The sequence below is a fragment of the Psychroserpens citreus genome (genome assembly GCF_055686305.1).
This window is the reverse complement of sequence record NZ_CM145999.1, coordinates 1,540,880-1,553,761: the sequence shown is the minus strand read 5'-3', so window position 1 is coordinate 1,553,761 and position 12,882 is coordinate 1,540,880. Positions and strand designations below refer to the sequence as shown.

The window sequence follows — 12,882 nt, the reverse complement described above, 5'->3', positions numbered from 1 at the left end:
ATGAATATAGTATCATGAAAAATCTAATTGTAATATGCACAGTATTAATTACTCTATCATATGGTGCGCAATCCCCAATTTTACCATTATATAATAACCCTAATGCTTGGGAAGTAGATAATGCTTATTATAAAGATATTGACAACGTACAAGATCAATACGTAGGTACATGGCTCTACACCAATGGCAATACTTCGCTTGAGATACAATTAAGAAAACGAACTATGGTTTTTGTTAACGGAACACTCGCAAATTACTACGTAGATGTATTAGTAGGCGAATACAAATACATAGAAAATGGTGTAGAGAAAGTGAATACCTTAGAATATATCACCGCAGAGTTTATGGACAATACCGATTATAATTTATACTCTAATAGTCTAAGGCATAAAAACACATATCCACAATGTAATGAATGTGCAACTAGTGAAAAGCGCTTGGTAATCACAATTAATGAGCCTTTAAGACGTCACATTGGTGGTTTAAGTAATAAACTTGTGATGAGGCGGTTTTTTGTTAATGGTATTGAGAAACTTAAACTATGGTTTAAGCGAAACGATAATGGTATTTACTATAATATCAGCACTGTTGAGTTAATTGAGGATGAGAGCATAAATGGGTATAGCTTACCTTATGGCGAATATATTTTAGTGAAACAGTAATATTCAAATCACAAAAAAAGCTTCGACTAATACTTAGGCTTTTTTTAACCCAAAGCCATCAAATACTTCTTAGGTGTTGTCCCATATTTCTTTTTAAATGCAGAAATAAAGTGACTAGAGGTGCTGTAACCCACTTTAAGTCCAACTTCATTCACATTATGATCGCCGGCTTCCAATAGTTTTCTAGCCACCTCCATTTTATAATCGAATAAAAAACTGAAGACCGAGTCGCCATAAATTTGTTTGAACCCTTCTTTAAGCTTTTTGAGGCTTAAGCCTATTTCTTCAGATAATTCTTGTAGCGTAGGAGGCTCAGCCATTCGAGTAATGATAATGTCTTTGGCTTGTCGTATTTTAATCACATTGGTTTCATCGACTAAAAACGGACATTGTTCAATATTGGCATCTTCACTTCTATTAAAATATAAACTCAAAAGCTCCAATGCTTTCCCTTTAAAGTATAGCGTTTTGATCGACGTATTGAGATTATAATTAATAATTTGATTGAGTGCAATTGCCATTGATGGTGAAATCTTTCCATCCTTATAATATTTTTTGTCCTTATTATCATCACTTAAAAACGTGATGTAATCTGCCTCTTGAGAGAATAAACCATGAAATTTCTTGATGGACACCAATACCGATACGAGCCAAGATTTAGAGTGGACCTCTAAGTGAATAGGTAAATCACGTTGCGGATTATAAAGTAACAATGAATTCTCTTCTTCAATCTTTAAACGGTAATTGCCGTTATTGAATATAAACTCACTTGATCCTTTGATGCAAAAGTGAAACTGAATAAACCGACTATCGATCTCACGTTCAACCACTTGAATTTCGCTTTCATTATTTTGATACGTGAGTACGAAAAACCCTTCGTCTAATTTTGTTTCCGCAAACGAACCTCTAGCGACACTTTTTGAGTGGGAAATGGACAAATTATTTTTATTGTTATTTAGATTCATTCTAAACTAAAATGATTTAAAGTGTTGTTTTTACTACAAAAATATGACAATTATCATATTATATTAAGAAATGACATTAAAAAACCACAAACGATACTTAAAGTTCTTCTAGCGTTGTTTTTTATTGCTTACTCTTTTTATTTTTGCTAGCGTAATATCCAAATCAGGTATGGAGCACTACAACATGTCGCGAGGCACAACATTTTATGCTATTGGTCTTAGTTACAAAAAGGCAGATGCCGAAGTGCGTGGTCATTTTAGTTTAGATGACACCTCTAAACTTGCTGTTTTAGAGCAAGCTAAACAAAATGGTATTGAAAGTTTGATTGTAACTTCAACCTGTAACAGGACCGAAATTTACGGTTTTGCCCAACACCCTTTTCAACTCATCCAATTGCTTTGTGACAATACCAAAGGCACTGTTGAAGAATTTCAAAAAGTGGCTTACGTATATAAAAACAGAGATGCCATTACTCATATATTTAGAGTCGGCTCAGGTTTAGACAGTCAAATCCTTGGTGATTTTGAAATTATAAGTCAGTTAAAAGTCAGTGCGCGATTATCAAAAAAGCATACATTACTCAATCCGTTTTTAGAACGATTAGTGAATGCTGTCATTCAAGCTTCAAAACGTATCAAGACTGAAACTGATATTTCTTCAGGTGCGACTTCAGTGTCTTTTGCTTCTGTGCAATATATAATGAACAACATCGAAGCAGTTTCAGAAAAAAATATTTTACTCTTCGGAACAGGTAAAATTGGAAGAAACACGTGTGAGAATTTGGTAAAACACACCAAAAATGAACAAATTACTCTAATCAACCGTACAAAAGATAAAGCACTCGCTATAGCTGGTAAATTTAATGTCTTAGTTAAAGATTATGCCAATCTCCAAGAAGAGATTAATGCGTCAGATATTTTGATTGTTGCCACAGGCGCTCAAAATCCGACAGTAGATAAATTGTGTATTCAAACGTCAAAGCCTTTATTGATTTTAGATTTATCAATACCTAAGAACGTTAATCATAATGTTACCGAATTAGATAATATAACTCTAGTACATCTTGATGATTTATCACAAATTACTGATGAAACTTTAGAGCGCAGAAAAGCACATATTCCAGTTGCCGAATCGATTATTGAAGACATCAAAACCGACTTCAATGCTTGGTTAGCAACACGAAAGTTCGCACCTACAATTAAAGCATTAAAGCATAAATTAGCTGATTTTGCTTCCGCAGAATTAGACACACAACGTAAAAAAATGAGCGACTTCAATGAAGCTCAAGCCGAAGTGATTAGTAAAAATATCATTCAAAAAATTACCAATCATTTTGCACACCATTTAAAAGGCGACGATGTGTCTACAGATGACAGCCTAGAACTCATAAAAAAAGTGTTTCAACTAGAAGCAACTACAGACAATGTCTAAAACTATAAGAATCGGAACTCGCGATAGTGAATTGGCGCTATGGCAAGCAAAAACTGTACAGTCTCAATTAGAACATTTAGGATATAAAACAGAACTCATTCCTGTAAAAGCTACAGGTGATTTGGTTCTCAATAAACCTATCTACGAATTAGGAATTACAGGTGTATTTACCAAAACACTTGATATTGCAATGCTTAATGAGGAAATCGATATTGCAGTACACTCCCTTAAAGATGTTCCAACACTATTACCAAAAGGTATTGTACAAGCAGCTGTTTTAAAGCGCGGAAATGTTAGAGACTGTCTCGTCTATAAAGATAATGAAGAGTTTTTATCACAACGTGATGCCATTATTGCTACAGGAAGTTTGCGTCGAAGGGCACAATGGTTACATCGTTATCCAACTCATACTTTAGTGGATTTACGTGGAAATGTAAATTCTCGATTAGAAAAGCTTGAGAAGAATAACTGGAATGCCGCGATTTTTGCCGCTGCTGGATTAGGCCGAATAGGCATTAGACCAGAAGAAACCTTTAATTTAGATTGGATGATTCCTGCACCAGCTCAAGGCGCCATTATGATTACTGCTTTAGCATCTGATGAAACATCATTAGCCGCATGTGCAGAAATTAATCATGGCGACACAGAAATCTGCACCTCTATAGAACGTAAATTTTTAAATCTTTTAGAAGGTGGTTGTTCTGCTCCTATTGGTGCTTTAGCATTTATAAAAAATGAAGAAGTGCATTTGAACGGTGTCTTACTAAGTTTAGATGGAAGTAAGAAAATTGAAGTACAGCGTACAGCTCCTTTGGGAAAACATGAGGATTTAGCACAATTTTGTGCCGACTATATTATAGAACGCGGTGGAAAACGTTTAATGGATAATCTTAAAAAATCATCTCAGGATGTTAATATCTATTCAACTAAAACCTTGACCGATGATCAGAAACAATTGTTTCATGATGATGTGGTTTCTGAGAGTTCAGATTTTATAAAAATAAGCTTGAATCGTATGACAGCTAAGGTTTTAAAACCAATGCCAAAAAATGTCATCATTACAAGTAAAAATGCAGTCGAGGCACTATTAACAAATTTTGCGCCTCAAGAGTTACAATTTGAAAACATCTTTTGTGTTGGACGACGTACCAAGCGATTGGTTGAGCGTAAAATAGGAAACGTCAAACATACCGAAAATAACGCCAAAAAACTTGCCGAATATTTAGTCGAATATATAGACGGAACAGAGGTTACTTATTTTTGTAGTGATATTCGTTTAGACGAATTACCAACAATTCTAAGAGAACATCATATAAACGTTAATGAAATAACTGCTTACGAAACCAAATATGATTCTATAAAATTAAAAGACTCTATTAAAGGTGTGATGTTTTACAGTCCTTCAACAGTACAAAGCTATAAACAAGAAAATGACGATGATATTATTGCATTTTGTATTGGAGAAACTACTGCAAAAGAAGCGAGTAAACACTTTCAAGATGTTAGAATTGCTAAAGTCCCAACGGTTGAAAGCGTCATAGAATTAGTAAATGAGTATTATTTGTAGCTGTTGGCTTAACATAGTTAAAACAAAATAAATGAGAGATTTTAGAAAACTTGAAATTTGGAAAAACGGAATTGAAATTGTCAAGTTGGTTTGTCTTTTATGTGATAGTTTGCTTTCAGAAGAAAAATATGGTTTAAAAAGGCAAATAGCCAAAAGCTAAGTACTAAATATGAAAAACGATTTATTTTTAAGAGCACTAAAAGGAGAAACGGTTGAACGTCCACCTGTTTGGATGATGCGTCAAGCCGGTCGTTACCTTCCAGAATTTATGGAAATCAAATCAAAATATGATTTCTTTACGCGTTGTCAAACACCTGAACTTGCTAGTGAAATTACAGTTCAACCTATTCGACGTTATGGAATGGATGCCGCAATTTTGTTTAGCGATATTTTAGTCATTCCTCAAGCAATGAATATCGAGGTACAAATGAAACCTAATTTTGGACCTTATCTACCAAATCCTATTCGTTCTCAAAAAGACGTTGACAATGTTATTGTACCAGACGTTAAGGATGCTCTTAATTATGTATACGATGCTATAAAAGCCACTAAGGAGAAACTTAATAATGAGATTCCTTTAATTGGTTTTGCTGGATCTCCATGGACCATATTATGTTATTGTGTACAGGGACAAGGGAGTAAAAACTTTGATAAAGCTAAAGAGTTTTGTTTTACAAATCCAGTTGCTGCACATAGTTTACTTCAAAAAATTACAGATACCACTATTGCTTACCTTAAAGAAAAAGTAAAAGCAGGTTGTAATGCAGTTCAAGTATTTGATTCTTGGGGAGGCATGTTATCTCCTGTAGATTACCAAGAGTTTTCATGGCAATACATTCAACAAATTATTGATGCTTTAAAAGAAGATGCGCCTGTTATAGCCTTCGGAAAAGGCTGTTGGTTTGCCCTAGGAGACATGGCAAAATCTGGGGCTTCAGCTCTAGGCGTAGATTGGACTTGTTCTGCTAAAAATGCACGATACCTAACTGGGGGAAATATCACATTACAAGGAAATTTTGATCCAACACGATTATTCTCCCCGCCTTCTGAAATCAAGAAAATGGTACATCAAATGATTGATGAATTTGGTAAGGATAAATATATTGTAAATTTAGGTCATGGTATCTTACCTAACATTCCGTTAGATCATGCGAAAGCATTTATTGATGCTGTGAAAGAATACAAAGCTTAATAATGATTAACAATATCCTAAAAGGTATACAAGCATACTCTGGAGCTTTAGGTTTAATTTCAAAACTAAAGCTGTGGAAATACTTTTTCATTCCAATTATCATAAGTGTTATTACAGCTACAATTATTGGGTTATCTGCTTATGGTTTATCGGATAATATTGGGCGTTTCATTGCAAGAATTTGGCCATGGGATTTTGGCAAAGAAACTTTTACTTCGGTTTCAACATTTATTGGAGCTATAGCTGTTTTGGCTATTGGGCTTATTCTATACAAACATATCATAATGGCATTATCTGCGCCTTTTATGAGTCCGGTTTCCGAAAAAATTGAAGCCCACCTTACTGGAGTAGAAAAACATCATCATAGAAACACAACGTTTAAAGAGCAACTTTGGCGAGGCATTAGAATCAATATGAGAAACCTAGGAAAAGAACTATTAATTACCATTCCTATTTTGTTACTAAAATTCATTCCATTAGTCAATATACTTTCTACCGTCTTATTATTTCTAGTACAAGCTTATTATGCTGGTTTTGGTAATATGGATTATACCTTAGAACGTCATTTTAAATATCGTGAAAGCGTTCAGTTTGTGAGACGTTATCGAGGTATTGCGATTGGCAATGGTATTGTATTTATACTGTTTTTGTTACTTCCAGTGATTGGTGTGATTTTAGTACTCCCAATGAGCGTCACAGCAGCATCACTTAAAACGGTTAAACTATTACAAGAAGAGCAACAGTTAGGAGCTTCAAAAACATTAGTCTAATGGTCGCACAATTTGACGGATTCGAAATCAACCCCATTCATGAAGGTGATGCCTGGAAAATATGTGATTTCATGGTTGCCAATGCCGACCGTTTTAAACGCTACTTTCCGAAGACTTTAGAACAAAATTTAAATCCTACGCTCTCAAAAATTTTTGTTGACAAGAAAACCAAACAGTTTCAAAATAAAGATGAATTTCTATTCACATTAAAACACAGTAAAACACGTCAACTTTCAGGACTCATCTATATTAAGGAATTAAATTGGTCTACAAAACAAGGAGAATTTGCATATGCTATAGATTATAATGTTAAAGGCAACGGTTTAATGACAAAAGCAATTCAAACATTATCAGAACATGCATTTAATGATTTAGGTTTAGAACGTCTTCAAATCATTGTACATAAAGACAATATTCCAAGCATCAAGGTTGCTAAAAATAACAACTTTGTTTGGCAAAAAACACTTAAAGAATCATTTACGCCTCCAGGAGAAATGCCTCTAGATATGGAGTTATATGAATTGTATACATAATTATGAAAGATAAATTTTTTAACTACATACATGAATTGCAAGACACCATCACTTCTAGATTAGAGGCTGTAGATGGTAAAGCTACATTTCAAGAAGATCTTTGGAAACGTCCTGAAGGTGGTGGCGGACGAACACGTGTTATTGAAAACGGCAATGTGTTTGAAAAGGGAGGTGTAAATATTTCCGGCGTACATGGAAAACTACCAGAGTCGATGCAAACTTATTTTGGTGTGGAGGATGCGAATTTTTTTGCCTGCGGATTGAGTTTAGTACTTCATCCTAAAAATCCTATGGTACCAACGGTTCACGCAAACTGGCGTTACTTTGAAATGTATGATCAAGATGGCAACATTGTAGACCAATGGTTTGGTGGAGGTCAAGATCTAACACCGTATTATCTATTTGAAAACGATGCTAAGCACTTTCATAATGTTTGTAAAACAGCTTGTGACCGTCATAATGATGATTTTTATAAAACCTATAAAACGAGATGTGATGAGTATTTTTACAATGCTCACAGAAATGAAGCTCGTGGTATTGGTGGATTGTTTTTTGATTATTGTAAAAAAACAGAGCTCATGAGTATGAAAAACTGGTATGATTTTGTCACCGACATAGGTAATAGTTTTCTTGAAGCCTATGTGCCAATTGTAGAAAGACGCAAAGATTTAGCATACACTAAACCGCAACGTGATTGGCAAGAAATTCGTCGTGGTCGTTACGTGGAATTTAACCTTGTACATGACAAGGGCACCTTATTTGGATTAAAAACCAACGGACGAATTGAAAGTATTTTAATGAGTTTACCACCACATGTACAATGGGTGTATGATCATCATCCTGAACCAGGAAGTGAGGAAGAAAAATTAATAAAGGTTTTAAAAAAACCTAAAAACTGGGTGTAATCTAACAATTCAATGAAAGTAAAACTATTTGTCATTTATGTCTTCTTAATCACTACACTACCATCTTGTAAAGACTCAGGAATAGAAAAAGAGAAACTATCTTTTAATTTTGAAAACTTTCAAAGCATTCTAGACGAAAAATATTGGGAGTTAAGAGAATTTGGTAATAAATCAAATATTCTTACACTATACTTTAGTAACAATAGAGTTATATTTGATACACCTGAAAAAATAACTCAGATAATAAAAATAGACCAACCAAATCGAGTTATTTTAAACAAACATTTAGATGAGCTTTTTGACTTTAGGAGTAGTTATGTAAAAAAACCTCCAACTGAACAGGGCAAAAAGGTAATCGGCTATTTTAAAATTGAAGGTGAGAAAACTTATATTGAAATAAAAAGAAATACTAAAAATAGATTTATTCTTCATAGATTGATTAAAAAATTGGAAGCTGAGTTTACAGAAAAAACTAAAGAAAATATTGAGAGCACAAATTATATAAGACTTGACCATTAATATTAAAAAATTAGAAATACGCTTTAAAATTTAATAATTAACACGATGTATCCATTAAGACGAAATAGACGATTAAGAACTAACAAAGCAATAAGAGATTTAGTAAGAGAAACCATTATTTCTCCAAACGATTTTTTAGTGCCTTTATTTGTAGTTGAAGGTAAAGGCATCAAACAAGAAATTGTGTCTATGCCTAATTACTATCGTTATAGTTTAGATTTATTAGAATATGAAGTCAAGGAATTATGGTCACTCGGATTAAAATCGGTATTACTTTTTGTAAAAGTGCCAGATAGCTTAAAAGACAATAAAGGTACCGAAGCTTTAAATCCAAACGGGCTTATGCAACGCGCTATTAAAACTGTAAAACAGGTATGTCCAGATATGTTGGTTATGACTGATGTTGCTTTAGATCCCTATTCGTCTTATGGTCATGATGGTATTATTCAAGATGGAAAAATCATCAACGATGATACCGTAGATGTTTTAGCTGAAATGAGCCTATCTCATGCTCAAGCTGGAGCAGATTTTGTTGCACCAAGTGATATGATGGATGGTCGTATACTTGCCATTAGAGAGGCTTTAGAAGATGACGGATTCATTGATACAGGTATAATGAGCTACTCAGCGAAATATGCCTCAGCATTTTATGGACCGTTTCGTGATGCATTGGATTCTGCGCCTGCAGATATTAAGAACATTCCAAAGGATAAAAAAACCTATCAAATGGATTTTGCTAATCGTTTTGAAGCCCTTAAAGAAACCGAAATGGATATTGACGAAGGTGCAGATATTGTGATGGTAAAACCTGGATTGTGTTATTTAGATATTGTTCGTGAAATCAAAAATGAAGTCGATGTTCCTGTGGCTGTCTATCAAGTGTCTGGCGAATACGCTATGCTTAAGGCTGCTGCCGAAAAAGGCTGGTTAGATCATGATGCTGTTATGATGGAACAAATCATTGCTATTAAACGCGCTGGAGCAGATATTATAGCGTCCTATTTTGCCAAGGATGTCGTAAAATTAATAAACCGCTAAAGTTAATCTTGTCGCCCTGAGCTGGGTCGAAGGGTTACCAAAGATGCTGTATTAATACAGAACAGTATATCTCTTTTAATGTTAATTAAGGTTATCCAAATATAGATCATCCCTTATTTTACTTACTCATTTCTCTTTCAACTAGGTTAACGCTAGGTTAACCCTTAACTTTTATTGGTGTTTTCTAAATGTTCGTTCTAGATTTGTATCATCATCAATCATTAAAATCAAATTATTATGAGAACTTTAAACAACGATTTAATTACAGAACGACACGAAAACTCTAAATCATTTAACTGGAATTCAAGACGTCGCTTTAGATCATTAAAGTAAACTTTTATGTTCATCAATCTAACTATCAACCAAAATCAAGAGCATAATGTCTTTTTAGATGTTATGCTCTATTGTATCGCATATGATGCTTAATTTTAAGTGAATACAATCATCCTTATGAAGAAAAAAATTAATCTATTAATTATCGCTTCCATTTTCGGGCTGGTAGCTTTATCTATTATTCAAGGGTATTTAATTAACAATACGTATAAGCTTAAAAAAGATGTCTTTATTACGGAGACCAGACGCTCTATATCACAAATAGATGACTTTTCTCCTGCTCTAGATTCTTTGTCAGGTATATGGCAAGACCATTTTTTAAATACTATTTCAGATTATAAAATAGGTATTTCTAAAAAAGAAGATATTCTTTCTGGTCTTCAATTAGTTATCGATTCCATCAATGATACATATCGTATAGAATACCAAAAAGCTTTGGTAGAAAACAACATTTCTTATGGCATACAATTTCATAAAAAAGTGAAAGCCATTGTGCTTCTGGATTCCATTAGAAATGATACTATTTTTGATATTGAAAAAACACCAAAACGCATAATTTTAGGGGATCCTATTTCAGAAGAAAACAGTATTAGCGTAAGTACAACACTATGGCAAACAGATCATACTTCGACAAGAGTTGTTAATGGAGAGCCTAAAGACATTAGTTTTTATTTAATGTTTCAAACCCAAGATAAAATGGACATTGCAGGTTGGCAAAAAATTGTGTTTAAGCAAATGGTTGGCTTGTTGTTACTCTCATTACTTATCTTCTCAATGGTTATTGGTTTACTATATTATTCCATTAAAAGTTTAATTACTCAAAAGAAAATTGCCGACATCAAAACAGATTTTGTAAACAATATGACACATGAACTGAAAACGCCACTTGCTACCTTATCTCTTGCTACAAAAATGCTTAAGAAAGATGAGGTAAAAATACAAACGCAACTTGTCGATAACACCATTAATACCATTGAACGTCAAAATAAAAGGCTTCAAAAATTAATTGATCAGGTATTAAACAATAGTCTAGGATATAATGAAATGCAGCTCCAAAAAGAACCTATACAAATTAAAGATTATATCAATACGGTTTTAGATGATTTCATGCTTGCAGTAAAATCTAAACCTATTACACTCAATCGGAAATTTATTGGATCAAAAGCCACTATTAATCTAGATAAGTTTTATATGACAACAGCCTTGTTCAATATCCTTGAGAATGCCGTAAAATATTCTGGAGATGACATCAAAATTAACTGTAACGTTACTAGTGATAACGATTTAACTATTTCTATAAAAGATAATGGCATTGGTATTTCAGAAAAAGATCAAAAATTAGTATTCGACAAATTTTTTAGAGCTGGTAATAAAGAAATTCACAATGTAAAAGGCTTAGGTCTTGGATTGTATTATACCAATCAAATTGTAAAAGCGCACAACGGGAATATTAGTGTTATGAGTAAAGAAAATGAAGGAACGACCTTTGTGTTAACAATTCCGTTTAATTAATTTTTAATCATGAAACAGATTCTTTTAGCTGAAGATGACTTAGACTTCGGAAACATCTTAAAACAATATCTTGAAATTTCAGGATATCAAATTACATGGGCTAAAGATGGAAAAGAAGCTTTAGAACGTTTTAAAATGCAACATTTTAATATTTGTGTTTTTGATGTGATGATGCCAAAAATGGATGGATTTACATTAGCAGAAAAAGTCATTGATATTAATCCTGAAACGCCTTTTATTTTCTTAACGGCACGCAAACTTAAAGAAGATAAAATCAAAGGATTAAAACTAGGTGCAGATGATTATATTGTTAAACCTTTTGAAGCTGACGAACTTGTTCTTAGACTAAATAATATTCTCAAACGTACTGAAAAAGCTGTAAATCAACTCCAACAACATTCTGTGATTAATATTGGTCATTACACCTTCGATACAACGCGTTTAGAATTATCTTGTAAAGATTATAAAAAGCAATTAACTCAAAAAGAAGGTGAGCTGATTAGTTATTTATATCAGCATAAAAATCAACTTTTAAAACGCGAAGATATTCTTAAAGCGGTTTGGGACAACGACGATTTTTTCTCAGGACGAAGTATGGATGTATTTATTAGCAGACTTCGTAAATACTTCAAACAAGACCCTAAAATTTCTATTGAAAGCATTAGAAATGTTGGCTTAGAATTTAAGATATGTTAATACAAACTAGGGATTGGGTTAATGCTAGGTTAACGTTCTTAATTTTCTTTTTTTTAGCACAATCGTCTTCTACATTTGTATCATTCAATCATTAAAACAAACCGTTATGAATTTTTCAAAATCAAAAGACAGGCAAAACAGTATTAAAATTATCAACCTTAAAAAAAGTTATACTTTAATGATTCTTATAGTATTTCTTTCAGTATTAAGCTTACAAGCACAAACTACTCCAGAACCACCAACACCACCAAAAACAACTTCTGGCACATCATATTCTATTTCTATAGACAATGACGATGACGAAACATCTAATAGTTCTGTATCTATTTCTATTTCAGATGATGCCTATAAATTTAGATCTAGTTTTCACAATACTAAAAATGAAGGCGTAAAAAATATGCTTATCAAACACCTAGGGAAGCAAGATCTCAAAATAAATGGAAACACCTATTTATGGTCTAATAGTAATGGTGGAGATGAATTTTTTGAATGTAAACTCACCAAAGGGCATTTACGCATGTATGTAGATACAGAAATCGCATCTAAAAGTTTATTCGATAAAATCCAAACACTCGGTAACGACTTAAAATATTATATCTCAGGTACAGATCGCAAAAAAGAAGAAGCAAAAAAAGCCGAACGCGCTCAACGTGACTTAGAAAGAGCGCAAAGAAACTTGGAGCGTGCACAACGCGATTTAGAACGAGCAAAGCGAGACGCAGAACGTTCAAAACGTAATTAAACCTAGTCAATCAAAG

The 12,882-nt window shown here is 33.2% G+C and carries 13 protein-coding genes; 12 read left to right on the top strand and 1 reads right to left on the bottom strand.

Translation table 11 applies throughout. The features are described 5' to 3' along the window. Positions 1 to 14 precede the first annotated feature (14 nt). A complete protein-coding gene (locus ACTU6T_RS06940; protein ID WP_460220514.1) occupies positions 15 to 662 on the top strand; it encodes a DUF6705 family protein in 648 nt (215 codons plus the stop codon). A gap of 44 nt (positions 663 to 706) precedes the next feature. On the opposite strand, the gene ACTU6T_RS06935 is transcribed toward ACTU6T_RS06940, so the two are convergent. Further along, the gene (locus ACTU6T_RS06935; protein WP_460220513.1) at positions 707 to 1,627 is read right to left on the bottom strand and encodes a helix-turn-helix transcriptional regulator; all 921 of its coding nucleotides are present in this window, start codon (positions 1,625 to 1,627) and stop codon (positions 707 to 709) included. A 169-nt stretch (positions 1,628 to 1,796) separates the two neighbouring features. On the opposite strand from ACTU6T_RS06935, the gene hemA reads away from it, so the two are divergent. From hemA to ACTU6T_RS06880, 11 genes are all read left to right on the top strand, one after another. Beyond that, the gene (gene hemA, locus ACTU6T_RS06930) at positions 1,797 to 3,059 is read left to right on the top strand and encodes a glutamyl-tRNA reductase (RefSeq protein WP_460220512.1); all 1,263 of its coding nucleotides are present in this window, start codon (positions 1,797 to 1,799) and stop codon (positions 3,057 to 3,059) included. Next, positions 3,052 to 4,626, top strand: a complete 1,575-nt coding sequence (hemC, locus tag ACTU6T_RS06925; RefSeq protein WP_460220511.1) for a hydroxymethylbilane synthase — start codon at positions 3,052 to 3,054, stop codon at positions 4,624 to 4,626. The genes hemA and hemC overlap by 8 nt, the downstream gene beginning before the upstream one ends. A 169-nt stretch (positions 4,627 to 4,795) precedes the next feature. Next, the gene (gene hemE / locus ACTU6T_RS06920) at positions 4,796 to 5,818 is read left to right on the top strand and encodes a uroporphyrinogen decarboxylase (protein ID WP_460220510.1); all 1,023 of its coding nucleotides are present in this window, start codon (positions 4,796 to 4,798) and stop codon (positions 5,816 to 5,818) included. Between the two features lie 2 nt (positions 5,819 to 5,820). Continuing rightward, positions 5,821 to 6,588 (top strand): EI24 domain-containing protein, encoded by a 768-nt coding sequence (locus ACTU6T_RS06915; RefSeq protein WP_460220509.1) that lies wholly within the window; start codon positions 5,821 to 5,823, stop codon positions 6,586 to 6,588. Further along, positions 6,588 to 7,121, top strand: a complete 534-nt coding sequence (locus tag ACTU6T_RS06910) for a GNAT family N-acetyltransferase (protein ID WP_460220508.1) — start codon at positions 6,588 to 6,590, stop codon at positions 7,119 to 7,121. The genes ACTU6T_RS06915 and ACTU6T_RS06910 overlap by 1 nt, the downstream gene beginning before the upstream one ends. A 2-nt stretch (positions 7,122 to 7,123) precedes the next feature. Continuing rightward, the gene (gene hemF, locus ACTU6T_RS06905) at positions 7,124 to 8,026 is read left to right on the top strand and encodes an oxygen-dependent coproporphyrinogen oxidase (protein ID WP_460220507.1); all 903 of its coding nucleotides are present in this window, start codon (positions 7,124 to 7,126) and stop codon (positions 8,024 to 8,026) included. A gap of 12 nt (positions 8,027 to 8,038) precedes the next feature. Next, positions 8,039 to 8,545 (top strand): hypothetical protein, encoded by a 507-nt coding sequence (locus ACTU6T_RS06900; RefSeq protein ID WP_460220506.1) that lies wholly within the window; start codon positions 8,039 to 8,041, stop codon positions 8,543 to 8,545. A gap of 45 nt (positions 8,546 to 8,590) precedes the next feature. Beyond that, on the top strand, positions 8,591 to 9,583 hold the full coding sequence (gene hemB / locus ACTU6T_RS06895; RefSeq protein WP_460220505.1) for a porphobilinogen synthase: 993 nt from the start codon (positions 8,591 to 8,593) through the stop codon (positions 9,581 to 9,583). A 450-nt stretch (positions 9,584 to 10,033) separates the two neighbouring features. Continuing rightward, a complete protein-coding gene (locus ACTU6T_RS06890) occupies positions 10,034 to 11,428 on the top strand; it encodes a sensor histidine kinase (RefSeq protein ID WP_460220504.1) in 1,395 nt (464 codons plus the stop codon). A 9-nt stretch (positions 11,429 to 11,437) separates the two neighbouring features. Further along, positions 11,438 to 12,124 carry a response regulator transcription factor gene (locus ACTU6T_RS06885; RefSeq protein ID WP_460220503.1) on the top strand — a complete coding sequence of 229 codons (687 nt, stop codon included), beginning with the start codon at positions 11,438 to 11,440 and terminating at the stop codon, positions 12,122 to 12,124. A 106-nt stretch (positions 12,125 to 12,230) separates the two neighbouring features. Continuing rightward, entirely contained in the window at positions 12,231 to 12,866 is a 636-nt protein-coding gene (locus ACTU6T_RS06880) for a hypothetical protein (protein ID WP_460220502.1), read from the top strand. Positions 12,867 to 12,882: the final 16 nt, after the last annotated feature.